Below are 17,416 nucleotides of genomic sequence, written 5' to 3' on the forward strand. Positions count from 1 at the left end.
AACTGTGATGATGACGGATAGGGCCACCCGCATCGATTGCTGGAACGTCCCTAACAGTTTATCCAGCCGCCGCAACCGGATAAAGTGCGCTTCTTCTCCCCCCTGCCCCTGGCCGCAAACCGCCAGTTCTCCCCTTTGGCCCAGAGCAACTCGATGAAACAGGCACTTGCCGTGCTGTGGGCCGGGCCCAATTCGTTGCTCGGACTCCTACTGGGGCTGGCAACTTTGGCCACCGGTGGGCGCGCGCAGGTGCGGCGAGGCGTGGTGGAATTCTATGGTGGGATGGCCAGTTGGCTGCTGCGACATCTGGCGCCCGAGGGGATTCTTGCCATGACCCTGGGCCATACGATTCTGGGCTTGTCCTCCGCCGCGCTGGACTATGCCCGCGACCATGAGCATGTCCACGTACGCCAATATCAGCGCTGGGGCCCCTTTTTTCTGCCAGCCTACGGTTGGTGTTCGCTGGTCGCCTGGTGGGCTGGCCGGCGGGCGTACCGTGACAATTACTTCGAGCGCGAGGCCTACGGCGACGAGTGCTGAACCCAAAGCCGGCGGCGGTGGTCCTGCAGGAAACTGCAAATGTTGCCCCATGACGCCCTGGGGTAAATGTCTCGCACTCCCGCCTCGGCAGCCCGTGGGCTAGAATCGACAACTCCCGCCTACCCCCCCCTGCCCCGCTTGTGCCGCATGGCCTACGTCTATTTTGCCATTGTCTGCCTGGTCTTCGGCTCGAATTTCAAGTTGATGGACAATGCGACCCAGGTGCTGGGTCCCAACATGATTGCGCTCGGGCGTTTGTGGGGGGGAACGCTGGTGTTGCTTCCAGTGCTGTTGGCCAAGGGCGAGTCGCTTAAGGTCGACCGTCCGACCTTGGTCCGCATCCTGTTCGTGGCCATGGTAGGAAATGCCTACCCGTTTGCTGTCCAGCCATGGATTTTATCGCACGGCGCCGATCACAGCTTTCTGGCTGTGTTCGTTCCCATGACCCCTTTGTTGACCATTGTGGCCGCTGTTCCCATGTTGGGGGTTCGTCCAACGTGGCAGCAGGCGGTTGGTGTGCTGGTTGGCTTTGGGCTGCTAATGTGGATGGTGTTTCACGATTCGGGCTCGCACAACTTCCCCGAATGGCTGGTGCCGTTTGCCATGACGGTGCCGCTGGGGTACGCCGTGGGCAATGTCTTCTTGCGCCGCAATCTGCGCGGGGTTCCGTCGCTGGTCACATCTTCACTCCTGTTGCTGTGTGCCGGATTTATCCTGCTGCCTGGCGCGGTGTATGAGATCGCCACGCATCCCATCGAGGCCGACGCCAGCCAATGGCAGTCGGCCATCATCGCGATGTTGATCCTCGGACCGGTTGGCACCGGCCTGTGTATCTATCTGTTTGTCGTCATGGTGCAGGACCGCGGACCGCTGTTTGCCGGCATGGTCACGTACGTCGTTCCGCCTGTGGCCCTGATGTGGGGCTACCGCGATGGCGAGGCGATTACGACCCCCCAGTTGCTTGGCATCGCTGGCATCCTGGTCATGGTTGCCCTGGTACAGTCGAGTCAAGGGAACTACGCTACTCGAAAGTAGCTGGTAATCAGCAACGCACCTCATCCCTCTATCTCTCCAACCCCCCAAGTATCCATGCATCCCTGGATTGCAAAGCGAACCGAACACGTCGACAGCAGTGGCATTCGTAAGGTGTTCGATCTGGCGGCCAAACTGGCGAATCCGATTAACCTGTCGATCGGCCAACCGGACTTCGCCGTGCCGGACGAGATCAAGCAGGCCGCGATCCAGGCCATCAACGACGACCACAACGGCTACAGCCTAACCCAAGGCGTGCCGGCACTGCGCGAGCGACTGCAAGCCGAGGTCGACGCACGCTACGGACACGATGACCGTCGGGTGCTGGTCACCTCTGGTACCTCCGGCGCCCTGGTGCTTGCGCTGATGGCGATGGTCGATCCCGGCGACGAGGTGATTTGCTTCGATCCCTACTTCGTGATGTACCCTGCCCTGGCCGGCATGGTGGGAGGCAAAGTGGTAAAGGTCGACACCTACCCCGACTTCCATATCGACCTGGCCAAGGTCGAAGCTGCCATCACACCACGGACGAAGGCGATTCTGTTTAACACGCCGGCCAACCCCACCGGCGCCTTGGCCACAGCCGACGAGGCTCGTGGTCTGGCCGAACTGGCGGCCAAGCACAACGTGGCGATTATCTCCGACGAGATCTATCGTCAATTTTGTTACGACGGCGACCTGGTGAGCCCCGCCAGCTACAACGATCAAACCATTGTGGTCGACGGCTTCAGCAAGACCTACGGAGTCACCGGCTGGCGGCTCGGCTTCATGCACGGGCCAACCGAAGTCATCGAGAAGATGACCATGTTGCAGCAGTACACCTTCGTCTGCGCGCCGCAACCGTTGCAATGGTCGATGCTCGCGGCGATGGACGTCGACATGCAACCCTACATCGATACCTACCGCCACCGCCGAGACTTGTTGGTCAACGGACTGCGCGATACCGGCTACGAAGTGGCGCAGCCGGGTGGCGCGTTTTATGTGTTTCCCAAGGCTCCTTGGGGCACCGGCAGCGAGTTTGTCGCCGAGGCCATCGCCCGCGAGCTACTGATCATCCCAGGCAACATCTTCAGCGGGCGCGACACGCACTTCCGCATCTCGTACGCGGCCACCGAGGAGACCATCGAGCGAGGGCTGGAGGTGCTGCGGGATTTGGCCAAACGTTAAACGGCTAACGGCGGCGGTACCAAGTCACGCCACTAATGGCCAACAACGCGAGCATCAGGCTCGACGGCTCGGGCACGCGAATGATGTCGAAGGCCACGTCTGCTCCGCTGGGGATGTAGGTATTGAAGATGTACCCATCCGGACTCATGTCCCAACCCCGGGGGGTGTCGGAGATGGCCCCGCTATCCGTCACCAGAATTCTATCAAGATTGGATGAATACGAGACGCCGGATATGACCGAATCGGTGGGAACGGGAATCGAATTCATATAGACGGGAGCTGCTCCGGAAATCCCATAGACCTTAATACCGCCGGTAGCCGGATCTTCATCAGCGAGAAATAGCCGCTTTCCTGCTTCGTCGATCGCCAGATCGAACGGTGTAGCGTCCACGGGAGTGCTGCTTAGGAACGTACCCGCCGCGTCGTACTTCTCGATGGAGTAGGAGGTCGGGTTTGCATATTGGACGGCGATGTAGACATTGCCGCTTGAGTCGGCATCGATACCGCGGAATTCTTGGCCGGTTGGTGACGAATACGTCTGGGTAACAGTACCTGTGTAGTCGAAGCGTGTGGCTACGGCTGGTCCCAGTGAAGAGGCCGTGGTGTAGACGTTGTTAGAACTGTCGGATTCTAGGAATGTAGGGTCCTGAATGCTGGCAAAGGGCGTCAGCAGGTTGCCGCCAATGTCGAAACGCTGAATGACTTCTTCGCCATAGTCGGCCACCAGAACGTCGCCCTTTAGCGTCGACACCCCCTGAAATGCGGAAGCTGTGGAAGCATCTACGGCGAAAACTTCGTTCGCCTGATAGAAGCCATGGAGTTGGGAAGAAGGGCCGGTGGCCTCATCCGCGGTCATAAAAATAGTGTAAGCGGTTGCATCCACCGACAGTGCGCAAGCTAGCGCGAAGGTGCAAATCAACGTTGTGCGGATCATTAGAACTACCCCCTGGTCAGGCATTGATGTTTGTGGGGTGTGCCCCACATTCGCTGAAGTGCCATCAACCTAAGCCATGAGTTGGCCGTTTGCAATCATTAAAACGGCTGCCCCGTACCGATTCTCAGCGAACTGCCAGCCGCACTGCTGAGTTGCCGCAATTTGAGGTTTTTCCACGAATCTCTAGTGCGTGCGGGGACCTCTGCATGTTTCCGTGTTTGGTAGGGGTGTTCACCTGAGCCAGTCGTTGCCAAGCCGACCTATACCTCCACAATTGCCGATGTACTATTCCCCTCCTGCATTGATAACCTCTTTTGGCGATTGCGGGGCCTACTTCATCGATCGGGGCGCGGTCTCTAAGGTGTCCGATCGTCGTGTTGTGCCTACCAGCCAATTTCCAGTAGCTCGAAGGCCAGATCGAGCGAGGCCCGCCGGTCGTGGTCGTCCGACTTATCACGGTCGTTGTGTTGGTTGATCGAGAAGCCGGTTCTGGTGGGTTCCGAATCGACTGCTGGCGCTGGATCCAGGGGCTTGTGAAGTGGCTGGGACGGCGATTTGGCCCACGGTGTGGGGCCTGGGTTGGCCGCCTTCCGCTCGCCACTTCGAAGCAAGCCGAGTTCGACTTGCGCGCTGGGTGTCGAAGCTGCACTTGCCACAGGCTGTTCTACAGATTCGCTGGACGATGCAATTGGTGCCGCAAAGCTAGCTGGCTGGCTCGTGGTAGCCCCGGGTAGCGAATCGCCAAAGTGGTCTTTCCATACCTCGTAGTCGGCCAGGTCGACCACGCCGTTGCCGTTGCCGTCGGCGCTGGTGTAGCGAGGTACCAACGCGCCCAGGCGGTTTCGCCACGCGGTATAGTCGGCGATATCGACCACCTGATCGAGATTATAGTCGCCCAGCACGGTGATGACCGTGGCGCGGATGTCGAAGTTGTAGGGGTTTTCGTTCGCGTCATTGTTGGCGAGGATTATCTTGCCCGATCTGCTGCCTAGCGAACTGGTGTCCAATTCGATCCTCAGCACGGTCGACTCGTCCGGCGCGAGAATCGAGTTGAACGGAGCGGCCAGTTGAAAGCCTGAGGGCAGTGTCAATTCGCCCAGCGATAGCGTGCCCGAAGCGATGTTGGTGACCAAAAACTCCTGCATCACGCCCGAGGTACCAAGTGTAACCGCGCCGAAATCAGTGCCATCTGCGGTGCGAGGAACCCCGTCGCCGTCGCTGATGACGAGCCCGTTGCCCGTAATCATTATCTCGGGTGGTTCCGCGTTGCCGGCAAACCAACTGACCCGATCGTTGGCGTTGCCGCCGACTACCAGGTCGAGTGCGCCGTCGCCATCGATGTCGGCCATCACCACATTCGTTGGCGTGGAGAAGAAGCTTGTCGTGTCGCTGAGCGTAAAGTTGCCGAGGCCATCGTTCAGGTGCACGGTTACGTTGTGATCGTCGTACGACGGCACCACGACGTCCATGTCACCATCTCCATCCACGTCGGCCACGAACGGCGGATTCGCCTCATCAAGGCCCGAATCCACCGAATTCCGGCCCGTCCAGCTACCACTGGTACCAGGGTTTCGCGACCAGTCGGCGCGGTTCTCGCCGAACGACGTGTACACCACGTCGATCTGGGTATCGCTGTCGATGCGTCCCGCGAACACACCAGAGCCGAACGGTACGTCCGAGGCGTTGGTGCCATTGTTGATCAATGAACTGGTGTTCCAAGCACCAACGAACGGCGTGCCGTCGTTTTCGTGCCAGAAGACGTCGTTCGTTCCGGCGGAAATGCTCACCAGATCGACAAATCCATCGCGGTTGATATCCACGGCGTAGATATCGGACAGCGCGCTCGGCACCACTGCGAAGGCCGCCGTCATGGTCTCGAACTGCGAGTTGCCACCGCTGCCCGTGTTGCGGTGCACACGGATGGTATCGTCTTCCAGGGAGACGCTCCCCAGGTCCAGCCGACCGTCTTGATTGAAATCGGCGATCACCACGCTCCTCGCACCGTCGGCCGAGTCGGTCACGGTGAACTTGGTGAACGACAAATTCGAACCGGTGGTGTCGTTGCGATACCAGGCAATCGTATCGTCCGAGGCCGACGCCGAGGCCAGGTCGAGATCGCCATCGCCATCCAGATCGCCCACCGCCAATCCAATGGGAGACACCTCCAGTGGGGCGTCGCTATCCGCGACATTTTCCACCACGCTGCGGGTCCAGGAACTGAAGCTCGAGTTCGCCCGGTACACGGCGATCTCGCCGTCCAACTGCGATGACGAGACAATGTCCATTCGGCCATCGCCGTCGATGTCCGCGGCCAATACGTCCACCACGCCGTTGGCGGAGCCATTGCTAGTCACGGCGCGTGCCGAGCCCAGCGTGCCATCGGTGATCGAGGGGGGCAGGATCTCCACTTGGTGGTCCTCGACCTCGCCGTTGTTTACATCGCCCCCCTGCCCTACCCCGTCGGCGGCCGCTCCATCACTCACCCGAAAGCGAGCGTAAGTGAGGCCGTCTTCGGCAATGGCCGGAATGTCGAATTCTAGCAACACCACGCCATTGCTCACCTCCCGCGCATCGAAGATTTGTTCAGCGGCCCCGCTGAATGATCCGTCCTGATCGAAATCGATCCATGCATCGAGGATCGAGCCACTGTTCGCGCCCGAAATGGTGACCACTATCTGGGCGTCGAGTTGCCCTACCTGCATCGCAAAGAACTCGACCCCATCGTCGGCGGTCCGTGCCGTTCCCAGTCTGGGCCCGACAGAAGCCGTGACGGTGGCCTCGGGGTAGGGAACTGGTGCGTCTCCCACCAGGGTTAATAGATCCCGCCGTTCGAGTGGTTCGAAAATTCCTCGTCGCCTGCCCCCAATGTTGCGCTGTCGCATACCAACCCCGGCTAATCAAAAGTGTCGCGCCCCAGATCTGGCCGACATTGTATCCGGAATCGGCAAACCCTACCAATTTGTTACCAGAGTGCTGCCATCGCCGCCACCGAATCTCGATGACGGACTCCGGAATCGAACGCTCTGCGGGGGGCAGAGTATTAGAGGTTTTGGTTCGCTTCTTCGAACACGCTTTTTTGGGATCCAAAACCTCCTGGGTTATGGTCATACCGGTATCGAAAAGCCCCTGTTTTTATAGGGAGAACCATGTGGGGGGGTGACCAGAACCCTGGGGGTTTTGACCCCACGCATTCGAAGGCCACCAAAACCCAATTGCAGCAGCGATTTAGAGGGGCCGTGGCGCGGGGGCGAGCGAAGTCGCGGCGATGGCCGCCATCCTCTCATTGGACCAAGTTCGCGGGCGACCTCAACGGCCAGCGTTTTGCACGTCCTGGCATCGGCGGTACGGGCCAGACTTTTGAGTCTCGATCGGGTGAAAGTGGTAGCCGGCGCGTCTGCCCCGCCAAGTCGAACCGGATCGTCGAAGAAATTAAAAGATTGTGTTGACGCCGTGATTCGGCAGCGGTAGGATCATCTAAAGAATTCGATGATGTGGCCCCGCTCGCCTTCTCAACCTCCCGCGGGAGCCGCCAGCGTACCAGCGGTTGCGTAAGGAAAAGCGACGATGCCTCGGCCTGAATCGGAAAATCCCACCGAGCTGGAGCTCGAAATCCTCAAGGTGCTGTGGGGCGAGTCCCCCCTGCCGGTCCGCGAAGTGCGAGCCCGGCTCGAGGCCGACGCTGGCCGCACGCTAGCGCACTCCAGTGTGATCACAATGCTCAACATCATGCACCGCAAGCGGCTGGTAACCCGCAAGAAAGAGGGCAAGGCGTTCCTGTTTTCTCCCCGGGTGGAGAAAGAGCGAGTGACTGGCCAGATGATGAGCGATCTGGTGACACGCGTGTTCGATGGTTCGCCCGCCGCCATGATGCTGAATCTGATCGAATCTTCAGAACTCGATGCAGAGGAACTAGCGGAACTTCGTCGCCTCATCGGCCGCAAGGCAAAGGAGCAACAGCAATGAACCTAGCATCCTGGTTCAGTCCCGAAGCAAGTGCTGCGCTCAGCTTGACGCTCGTTCACTCGCTGTGGCAGGTGAGCCTTGCTGTCGTGACGCTATGGTGCATCGGCCGGATATGGGGACGGATGAGTGTCGAAAGATCGTACGCACTGCACGTGGCTGCGCTCGTGATCTGCCTGATAGCGCTGCCAGTTACGTTTGCGACGTTGTATTCGCCCCAGCAGACCGGTGTGACCCGTTCTCAACCGGTGCCAGATGGGAAGGCCGTCAGGTCGACCACTGCCATCGAGAGCACTCCCCTGCCCCAGCCGATTCCCCCGGGAGGAGATGCATTGGCGGCGTTCTCCTCGGATAGCTCGCCATTGGTCGTCGAGCAGCCCAGCGGTCCTGTGGCCTCCCTGCGAGACAATTGGTGGCTTGATCTTGCCAATTGGACAAGCGGCGCCTACGTACTGGGCGTGCTGATCATGTTGCTGCGATTGGCGCGGAGCATCTACCGCACCGAACGGCTGCGGAGTCAGGCGCAGCCAATCACCGCGGGGCCACTTGCGCAATCGCTCGAGCGTTTGGCGCGCGAGTTCGCGCTACCGCTGCGGTGCACGTTAGCCTCCTCGAGTGAGGTGCTGGTGCCGACCGTGGTGGGGTTCGTGAAACCGACTATTCTGCTACCGGCGTCGGCGCTCACGGGACTCTCGGCCAGCGAACTGGAAATGATTCTGGTGCACGAGTTGGCACACGTTCGTCGCTATGACTTGTGGGTGAACCTAGTACAGCGCTTGGCCGAAGTGGTGCTGTTCTTTAATCCCGCGCTCTGGTACCTCAGTCGCAGGATCGCCACGCTGCGAGAGTATTGCTGCGACGAACTCACCTGCCGGCAAGCAGCCACGTCGACCAGCGAGCCCCGCGTCGAGTACGCCACGACGCTGTTGCGAGTGCTTGAACTCGCGCGGCCTGAGACGGCGCATGCCGACCTGGCTGCCCTAGCAGCCACGGGACGTACGCCATCGGAATTGCGCCGCCGCGTTGCGCGACTGTTCGGCGAGCCACTCACCGAACCGGTGCGGCTGTCGCGTGGCGGAATGTGGCTGGTGGGCGTGATGCTACTGTTGTGCTGCGGTGTGTTTGCGCAGTCGCAGAGCGGTGGTGACGACCAGAATACTGCGGAGAAGGACTTTACGGAGTTGAGTTCCTCGGCAGAAGACGACGAGGGGGGTAAAGCAAAAGCACCTGACGGCTCCGGAGATGAATCGTCCGTAGATGTCGATGTTGCCACCAGCCGACCGACCCCGGCAATTGATCCCGAGCGGATCAAGTATCTGAAAGAGGTCGTCGAGTCGCGCCGCCACGAGTTGTCGGTGGTGGAAGTATTGGTTCGCACAGCTCATGCGCCGCAAAACGAAGGCCTTTTGGCGCAGTATCAACTCGCGAAGGCCGAGGCCGAGTTGGCAACCGCCCAAGGCAGGCCGGAAGAGGTCGTCAAGCACTACGCCGAGGCCGTCAAGGCCGCGGAGCGAATGGTCGCTACACATGAGGCTGTCTACAACGCGGGCGTAATACCTATGGACACGCTGCTCATCTCCAAACGTCGCCTGGCGGAGGTGAAGGACCAACTGAGCATGGTGAAGCGTGCAATGGTAGAGGCGAAAAACACGTCAGCCGCCACCGAGGCATCCAATTCCGACGCGGAAGATGAGCAACCCGATACGGAACGCATTAAGTACCTCGAAGAGATAGCGGAATCGTACCGCAAAGAACTTGCCGTTGCCGAAGTTCAGTTTCGGCAGGGAGAACGAACGCAACGCGAGGTGCTTCTGGTCGAATACGCGCTAGCCACTGCTGCCGCTCAGTTGGCAGAGGCGAAGGGCGCGGCGGAGGAAGTGGTGCAGCAGCGCGAGGCTGCGGTCGCCGCCCTGCAAAAGAGTGTCAAGTTGTTGGAAATGATGTACCAGCACGGCGGCGTCGTGACCTACACGGAGGTCCTCCAGGCGAAACGCCAGCTCCTGGAGGCCAAGGAGAAGCTGAGACTGGCCAAGCAGACGTTGGAGCAGAAGGACGCTAAAAAGTCGACGCGGGCCACATCTCCGGTCCCAATGTTCTGCGTCGATGCCGATGGCAACGGGGTGGCCGGCGCCGAAGTCTATGTGTTCCAGCACACCGGTGGTGACGACGGTGAATACGAGCAGTTTGGTCCCTTCACTACCAACGCGGAAGGGCATGCCGAGTGCGCTGAAGCGGTCTTCACCAGCGATGTGGGCAACTTCGACCGTTTCTACTACGCACGCCTGCCAGGCAAGTTGGTGGGGGTAAGTCGCTCGGCCAATTGGAAGAACCGCAGCACATTCAACGTCGAAGGCAAAGTTGAGATGCGTCCTTCACGCACGATCGATGGCAAAGTGAACGTGCCCGAAGGGTTCGATCCGACAAGCGTCAAAGTAGTCGTACGCTCGCTGAACGTTCGCACTGGGCCGGGTGAGCTCGAGTTCAAGATGTTCCCTCGCCACTTGCCGTTTGCCACCCTCGACACCGCTTTGCCGCAACTCTTCGAAACGATCCCGGATAGCAACGGGGCATTTCGTATGCACGACATTCCCGTAGAACGTGGCGCTACGCTGGTCACTGAAGCCCGCGGCCTGGCCGAAGCGCAGTGGTACAACCGAGACGGAGAAAATACTAAGGGGCCGATTGAATTGAACTGCGTCCCCGAAAGCGTACTCACTGGTAAGATCACGACGCCAGATGGTTCGCCCGCAGCGGGCATTGAGGTCACTGCGCGAATCCAATCCGGCATGAACCGGAGCGTCGGATTTGAGACGACGTTCCGCACCGTGACTGACGCGGAAGGACGCTACGAGCTGGGCGGGCTGCCCGAATGGGACCTGGTGATGTCGGTCCGCGACCCCCAGGATCGCTGGATAGCGTGTCCCAGCGAGCCATTCTTCCTGTCGCCCGGCAGCAGCGAAACGCTGGACCTGCAGTTGGAAGATGGTGTGATGGTTTCGGGACGAGTGACGGACCCCGAGGGCGCACCGGTGGAAGGTGCCGCTATCTCGGCGCTGGTTAGTAACAACTTGCACTCCGGAGTCGCGGGTGACTCAACCGATGCGGATGGGCGATACACGCTGCGCATGCCGAGTGGTACTTACGAACTGTATTTTAATTCCCTGCCGCCGGGGTTTGCTTACCCCGACCCGCAAATCGTCAGGGCGTTTGCGATCAGAAAGAACCAAGCTGCCATCGACAACATGGACTTCACACTTGAGCGTGGGACCGAAGAAGCAAAGCCGGCAACGAATACTGTTCCAAGCGACACGCGCGACACCTTGAAGTCGCTGCTCGAAACGATGGCGCTGGTGCATGGATACGCTCTGGATGAGGATCAAGTTGTCGGCCGGGTGGCCCCACCCTTCCCGCCGCTTCGTGCGGAGTGGTACCGCCTGGAGCGGGGCACCGAGCCTGATTCCAATCCGCCGACGTCCATGACGTTTCGCTGGGACGGCGACACCCTCACCAGCTGGGGGATGAGCTTCAACGACCCGGACAACCCAGGCTACACGCTCAGCGGTTTGATGAACGCACTGGTCAACATCAAGCCACAGCAGATGGACGGGCCGGCAGAGCTGCTCGATCGGCGCTTGCCCGGCGACTGGGTCATCCGGCCGGGCGCCGACCGCCAGGAGGTGATCGCCCAAATCGAAGCGATCCTGCGCGAAGAGTTTGATATGAAGGTGAAACTCGAATTCCGCGAAGTCCAGCGCGAGGTGTACGTCGTCAGCGGAAGGTACCACTACAGCCCGCTGGAGGACCAAGTAGACGAGGAGCCCCCGCGCCGCGGGGCGTCCGACCCCATTCAGGTGTTCGGCACAAAGACGCTGCCTGAAGACTTCGCTGGGAACGGGCTTGGCGACTTTGACAAGTTTCTCCGGGGGGTGGGTGACTGGATCAATACGCCCATCGTGAACGAATTGGAAGTGCCCACCCAGCGTCGACTTACTTGGAAGTTTTACCGGAAGTCTCCCCACACCAACGAGAGTCATCGCCAGAATCACGACCCCGTGACGGTACTGCGGACCATCTCTCGCCAGACCGGACTGGAATTCACCAAAGACAGACGGAAGGTAGAACTGTTGTTCGTGGAGCCCGAGTAGGCTAGAACTCGAACGGATTGTCGATCCTGCCCGCTTTGTTGGGGCGGTTGTCGAATGCTCGCCACAAGCTTCCAGGGTTTACGCTGTGCCATTCAAGTTCGACAGTCGATGGATCGCCGAACAACGCCGCGGCTTGCTTGTGCTCCGATGGTTTGAGTTCCCACCCCACCTGGCTGCCAAACAGCGACAGGTGCCTCAGCGACGCTAGTTCCGTAAGCTCTTCGAGGCCTTTCAGATCGACTTCGGTCCGCTGCAGGTCGATGGTTTGCAGCTTGTCGAGTGTGGCGAGCTTGGCCAGTGCGTCGCCAGTGATCTTCACGCCCGCCAGACCAAGCGAGGTGAGCTCCTGCAGCGTGGCGATTTGTTCGGCCGCAGCGTCGGTCAGAGGGTTTTCAGAAAGATCGAGTTGCCGGAGTTCAGCCATTTGTTGCAGGCCGCTGAGGGTTTCGTCAGTGATGCCGCAATGCCGCAGTTGCAATGACTGTAGATTTGGCAGCTTGGCAATTTCGTTCACCCCATGGTCGGGTAGCCGGCAGTCGAACAGCGATAGTCTGCGCAGCTTTTTCAGGTTCGCGATCGTTTGCAGCGAGTCCTCGCCCAGGTCGACTTTGTATAGTTGCAGTTCCTCCAGATCGCGAAACGTGGCCAGCGGCGCGAGGTCGATCTCGCCCTGAATTCGGTTGCTGGGGACGGTGCTGTTGAATTGATTGTACCGATCGGCGTCGGGGGCAAGTGCCAGCCGATCGACGCGGCAGCCAAAGTGCGGGTGGACCCAATAGCACATCTGCTGGGCCAGCGCCCCATCGCCCAACAGCCCCAACGCATAGGCCGCATCGACACTAATGCCCTGCTCGCCCGACTGATCAAGTTCATCGAGCGCACGTGCCTGCCGCCGTGCTCGCATTAGTTCGGTGCCAAATGTCCCCAGCAGCACCGCGACCAACGTGACCAGCACCAACATGGTCCGCAGGCCGAACCTGGGGAGGCGAAAGCGACTTGATGGCGGCTGATAGCCGTCGACGACCTGACTGGCCAGCAGGCGAAGCTCCTTGCGCAGCGTGCGCAAACGCCACAGTACAAACCCAGCGAACAAGAATACCAACAGGCTAATCACCGAGAGGGTCACGTTCCAGGTGCTGGTGGTGGATGGCTGCGTTAAGGGAATGCCAGCCCCGCTATCGAAGGAAATGGTTGTGTCGTCGGCCGGTCCAAACAGATTGGTCAATTCGGAATCCATCGCCAGGTCCTACGGTTAAAACGCCCCGCCACCACCGAAACCCCCGCCACCGAAGCCGCCACGGTAGTACAACGAACCGGGGCGGTTGTCCTGCAGTTCCCAAGGTTCGTCGAGGCCGGAACCGTACTGCCAGTCGAGTTCGATGAGCGGGTTCTTTCTGAGCTCTTTCAAAAACGCCTCAGGTTCGCCCTTCTCGTTCCAGTGAATGGACTCGAGGCCAACCAGGTTCAGGTAGCGGAGACGAGGAAGCTGATCGAACTCGGCTACGGCCGTTGGAGTCAAGTTGGACTGCCCGACGTGAAGTCGGATGAGATTCTCGAGTGCGAGCAGGTGCCCCACTCCCGCATCGTCGATGGGATTGTTCGACACGTCCAGAACCTGGAGCATCTGCAGCTTTTCGATCTCTCGCAGAGAGTTGTTGCTCAAGCGATTTGAGCGGACTGACAGTCGCTTGAGCTGCTTCAAATTGCCGATGCCCTGCATGCCCTCGTCTTCCAGGTGGCAGTCGCTGAGTACCAGTTCTCTTAGTTGGTGGAGCCTCTCGAGGTGCTGGCCCACCTTCGGTGGCAAGTTGCACTCGCAGAGCGACAGCTTGTGAAGCTTCGGCAGGCTGCAAATGGCGTGCAGTTCCTCACTGGTGAGGTCGCCCTGGATGATCTGCAGTGCTTCGAGATCGTGCAGCTCGCCCAGACTTGCCAGGAAGTCCGCTTCCATTTCTGGCGGTGTGACCACGCGAGACCGATCGCCCTCGAGTACCAAATGCGTCAGTCGGCAACCGAAGTGCGGATGGACCCAGTTGCAGATCAGGCCGGCGAGTTTGCTATCGCCCAGCTTTCCGAGACGGTAATGCACTCCGTCGTATTCATCGAAGTCCGCGGAGATCTGCAGATGTTCGACGATGGACGCCTGCCGCCGAGCGCGAGAAAACTCTTTGGCAAATAAGCCGAGCAAGACCGCTACGATGGTGAAGACGAATAGCATCGTCCGCATGCGAAATCGCAAGAACCCCAGGGGGCCGGGCACGGGCACTTGTTGGCCGCTGTCCTGCTGAAGCTGTTGAACCACCCGTACCAACGAGCCGACTCGCCACACGCTCCACAACTGCAAAAGCACCAGCAAGACGATGACCGGCAAGACAATCCAGTAAGCATGCCAACTCGGAACCGATGGGGTCGGCACCATGGTTTGCGCGAAGACTGGTTCGAGGCTGGTCACGGCGAACTTCCAGCGGCGAGGCAACGGTTGGGGGGAGAGTGCGGAGTAGGTTCGGCCCGCAGCCCCCAGTCTATTCCGTCCCTCAGTTTACTTCTTCGCCGCCGCCTCGACCACATGTTCGTGATCGCGGATGTGGTCGGGGCAGTAGCATTGCTGGCCCACGCATTGCGAGCAGTAGCGGAACGAGGTCTTCGGCTCTTCGGCGCTCGAGCGGCCGCAGACCCCGCACACGTGCACCAGTCGCTTAGAGCTACTGGGGGCGGCTTTGGCCTGAAACCTCGCCCGACGTTGGCTGTCCTTGAAGGCGCGAAGGTGATCCTTCCAGAAGAACAGCAGGTAGTTCGCAATGGTCGCCAGAATCATCCATCGCATAGCCGGTGCGGTGACTAACACCCCGCCGAGCAGCGCCCACTGAAAGTAGGCCAGCCACTTCGCCTTGATCGGCAGAATGTAGAACAGCCGGATCACGTAGTCGGGGTACAGCCGGGCAAAGGCCAGGAACACGCTCGACAAGAAAAACGCATTGGTAGCGGGGATCGCGGGTTGCAGGAAGGCGGCAGCCACCGTGGCCAGGTAGCCCACCAACAGGTACATGTTGTACCGGAATACGCCCCAGCTGCCTTCGAGCACCGAGCCGATGAAATAGAAAAACAGCCAGGCGATGAGGTTGAAGAGCAGTCCATTCGCTCCATCATTTGGCGGGACAAACACAAAAGTGAAGACACGCCATACCTCGCCGCTGTAGACCAATTGACCTAACAGCATCATTCGCGACACCAGGGACGTGCCCCCATTGTCCTGGGCCAGCGATGCCATGTCCGCTACGTACACCAGCACCTGCCCCAGGATCAGGAGCAGCGTTATGTTCGGGATCGCGTAGGGCGACAAGCGTCGCTCCAACCCATCGAGCAGCTTCATCGGGGCGGCTATGTGGTGCAAAGGGGCAGATGAGCGGGAAAATGCAAACCGTCCAGGGTAATCGGAATCTGCCGCGGCCGATAGGCTGGCGGCCGGCGCGTCTCTACCCGTCGTGGAGGTGGCTGTCTATAATCGACTGCTATGGCTGTCATTGAAATCAGCGGGCTGAAGAAGTCCTACCGGGTGTACCAGAAGCGGGAAGGACTTTGGGCGTCGCTCACAGGTCTTTTCAGCCGCGAATTCCGCGACGTACGCGCCGTGCGGGGCATCGATCTGACGGTCGACGAGGGAGAATTCGTCGCCTTTCTGGGGCCCAACGGCGCGGGAAAGACCACCACGCTCAAGTTGCTTTCGGGTGTCATCAGTCCCACTGCGGGCGACGCCCGGGTGATGGGTTTCGTGCCGTGGGAGCGGACCAACGAGTACCGCCGCCGCTTCGCCCTGGTGATGGGACAGAAGAACCAGCTGTGGTGGGACCTGCCGGCTGCCGAGTCGTTCCGCCTGCATCAGCAGATTTATCGCATCGAGCCGGCCGACTTCGATCACACGCTGGCCGAGCTGACCGATTTGCTGGACGTCGGCAAATTGCTCAACCAGCCAGTCCGTGAACTGTCGCTGGGCGAGCGGATGAAAATGGAGTTGATCGCCGCCCTGCTTCACTCGCCTGAGGTGCTGTTTCTCGACGAACCGACGATCGGCCTCGACGTAATCGCGCAACACAACATTCAGAAGTTTCTGAAGCACTACCAGGAAGTCCGCCGCATCACGATCCTGCTCACCAGCCACTACATGAAGGACGTCGCCGCGCTCTGCCAGCGCGTGGTGATCATCGCTCAGGGGCAGATCATGTACGACGGATCGCTGGCCGGCGTCGTGGATAGCTTCAGTACGCACAAGGTGCTTACCTTGCAGTTCGCCGACGACCAGGTCCCCTCGGATCTAGACCGCTACGGCGAACTAATCGAGCTGGTGCCGCCTAAAGTGAAGCTCCGCGTCGAGCGGGTCGACATCTCGCGGATCCTTTCCACCGTGCTTGCCGACCACGCTTTGGAAGACGTGAGCGTCGAAGACCCACCGCTGGAAGACGTGATCGCCGATCTGTTCACCCAATCGAGCGAACAAGCAGAGCGGGAAGAAGTGGCGGCGACGCAGTAGGCCGTGCGAACATAGAATCGTTGGATAGGTCAAGCGAGTCTCGGCTCCCACGGACCCGTCGAATCGAGTCTAGTGCTACCGAAACATCAGACGATAAAAAGCGGATGACGGGGCCGCGGCGCTGTCGCTTCTCGAACCAGCCTACCGGCTAGCGACCTCCAACTTCCAACACCTAACTCCCAACTATGCTAGCTCGCGCTCAAACCTGGTGGACCATCCTCCGCATCTGCATTGAAGAGCGGCTCGTTTATCGGGGCGACTTCATGCTGGGCACGTTGATGCGGTTCATGCCGATCATCACCCAGATTTTCCTGTGGACCGCCGTGTACGCGGCCGCCAGCCGGGCAACGTTGCCGGGCGGGTTCAGCAAGGACGACGTGATTGCCTACTATCTGCTCACCATGGTAGGCCGAGCATTCTCCAGCATGCCGGGACTGGCGTCGGGCATAGCGCGGCAGATTCGCGAAGGCGAGATCAAGAAGTTCCTCATCCAGCCGATCGACCTGATCGGTTTTTTGCTGCTGGCGCGCATCGCCCACAAACTGGTGTACTACGCCGTGGCGATCATCCCGTTCGGGCTGGTGTTCTACCTGTGCCGCGACTTCTTTACCCAAGGCTGGCCTCCTGCCCCGGTGCTGGCGGCGTTCGTACTGTCGCTGATTATGTCATTCCTGCTGGGTTTCTTTCTCGAAGCGGCCATCGGCATGATCGGCTTCTGGTTCCTGGAAGTCAGCTCGCTGCTGTTCGTCTACATGCTGTTCAACTTCTTCTTCTCGGGCCACATGTTCCCTCTCACGTTTCTCACCGAATTCCTGCCCGGCTGGCTGCAACCGGTGATGCAGTATCAACCGCTGCAGTACCTGGCCTACTTCCCGGCCGCGGTGTTCCTGGGCAAGATTTCCGGCCCCGAATTGGTCCAGGGCCTCATGGTGCAAGCCATCTGGGTGGTGGTGTTCGTCGTCGTGTGCCGCGTGGCGATGCAGCGGGGGTTTAAGCGGTACAGTGGGTACGGTGGGTGAGGCTGTTGGCTGTGAGCTGTAAGCAGGAGAGGCTGGCGAGCGGAGGCCGTCAGGCTTCTGGTCGGTTTGCCATGCGTTTGCCGCCGCGATCGGG

Annotated in this window: 12 protein-coding genes; 7 read left to right on the forward strand and 5 right to left on the reverse strand. The window is 59.9% G+C overall.

The annotated features are described in order from the left end of the window. Positions 1-153 precede the first annotated feature (153 nt). The 3 genes from NG895_RS27820 (at position 154) to NG895_RS27830 (ending at position 2,739) form a co-directional block, all read left to right on the forward strand. Positions 154-540, forward strand: a complete 387-nt coding sequence (locus NG895_RS27820; RefSeq protein WP_252855839.1) for a hypothetical protein — start codon at positions 154-156, stop codon at positions 538-540. A 147-nt stretch (positions 541-687) separates the two neighbouring features. Continuing rightward, a complete protein-coding gene (locus NG895_RS27825) occupies positions 688-1,575 on the forward strand; it encodes a DMT family transporter (RefSeq protein ID WP_252855840.1) in 888 nt (295 codons plus the stop codon). Between the two features lie 54 nt (positions 1,576-1,629). Then, complete coding sequence (locus NG895_RS27830) at positions 1,630-2,739, forward strand: pyridoxal phosphate-dependent aminotransferase (RefSeq protein ID WP_252855841.1); 1,110 nt, start codon at positions 1,630-1,632, stop codon at positions 2,737-2,739. A 4-nt stretch (positions 2,740-2,743) separates the two neighbouring features. Here NG895_RS27830 and NG895_RS27835 read toward each other — a convergent pair whose 3' ends face one another. Both NG895_RS27835 and NG895_RS27840 read right to left on the reverse strand, forming a co-directional pair. Further along, a complete protein-coding gene (locus tag NG895_RS27835) occupies positions 2,744-3,673 on the reverse strand; it encodes a PEP-CTERM sorting domain-containing protein (protein ID WP_252855842.1) in 930 nt (309 codons plus the stop codon). A 383-nt stretch (positions 3,674-4,056) separates the two neighbouring features. Further along, positions 4,057-6,555 (reverse strand): FG-GAP-like repeat-containing protein, encoded by a 2,499-nt coding sequence (locus NG895_RS27840; RefSeq protein WP_252855843.1) that lies wholly within the window; start codon positions 6,553-6,555, stop codon positions 4,057-4,059. A gap of 682 nt (positions 6,556-7,237) precedes the next feature. On the opposite strand from NG895_RS27840, the gene NG895_RS27845 reads away from it, so the two are divergent. Next, positions 7,238-7,636, forward strand: coding sequence for a BlaI/MecI/CopY family transcriptional regulator (locus NG895_RS27845; RefSeq protein ID WP_252855844.1), 399 nt, complete (start codon positions 7,238-7,240; stop codon positions 7,634-7,636). Then, a complete protein-coding gene (locus NG895_RS27850) occupies positions 7,633-11,778 on the forward strand; it encodes a M56 family metallopeptidase (protein WP_252855845.1) in 4,146 nt (1,381 codons plus the stop codon). Before NG895_RS27845 ends, NG895_RS27850 begins: the two co-directional genes overlap by 4 nt. A 1-nt stretch (position 11,779) precedes the next feature. On the opposite strand, the gene NG895_RS27855 is transcribed toward NG895_RS27850, so the two are convergent. From NG895_RS27855 to NG895_RS27865, 3 genes are all read right to left on the reverse strand, one after another. Continuing rightward, positions 11,780-13,015 carry a leucine-rich repeat domain-containing protein gene (locus NG895_RS27855; protein WP_252855846.1) on the reverse strand — a complete coding sequence of 412 codons (1,236 nt, stop codon included), beginning with the start codon at positions 13,013-13,015 and terminating at the stop codon, positions 11,780-11,782. A 15-nt stretch (positions 13,016-13,030) separates the two neighbouring features. Further along, positions 13,031-14,230: a leucine-rich repeat domain-containing protein gene (locus NG895_RS30710; RefSeq protein WP_252855847.1), complete on the reverse strand. Its 1,200-nt coding sequence runs from the start codon at positions 14,228-14,230 to the stop codon at positions 13,031-13,033. A gap of 87 nt (positions 14,231-14,317) precedes the next feature. Then, on the reverse strand, positions 14,318-15,148 hold the full coding sequence (locus NG895_RS27865; RefSeq protein ID WP_252855848.1) for a rhomboid family protein: 831 nt from the start codon (positions 15,146-15,148) through the stop codon (positions 14,318-14,320). A gap of 141 nt (positions 15,149-15,289) precedes the next feature. On the opposite strand from NG895_RS27865, the gene NG895_RS27870 reads away from it, so the two are divergent. Together NG895_RS27870 and NG895_RS27875 are read left to right on the forward strand one after the other, a co-directional pair. Then, the gene (locus tag NG895_RS27870) at positions 15,290-16,303 is read left to right on the forward strand and encodes an ABC transporter ATP-binding protein (RefSeq protein WP_252855849.1); all 1,014 of its coding nucleotides are present in this window, start codon (positions 15,290-15,292) and stop codon (positions 16,301-16,303) included. A 185-nt stretch (positions 16,304-16,488) separates the two neighbouring features. Beyond that, positions 16,489-17,322, forward strand: a complete 834-nt coding sequence (locus tag NG895_RS27875; RefSeq protein ID WP_252855850.1) for an ABC transporter permease — start codon at positions 16,489-16,491, stop codon at positions 17,320-17,322. Positions 17,323-17,416 lie beyond the last annotated feature (94 nt).

It is taken from the genome of Aeoliella straminimaris (genome assembly GCF_024054565.1).
GTDB classification, from domain to species: domain Bacteria; phylum Planctomycetota; class Planctomycetia; order Pirellulales; family Lacipirellulaceae; genus Aeoliella; species Aeoliella straminimaris.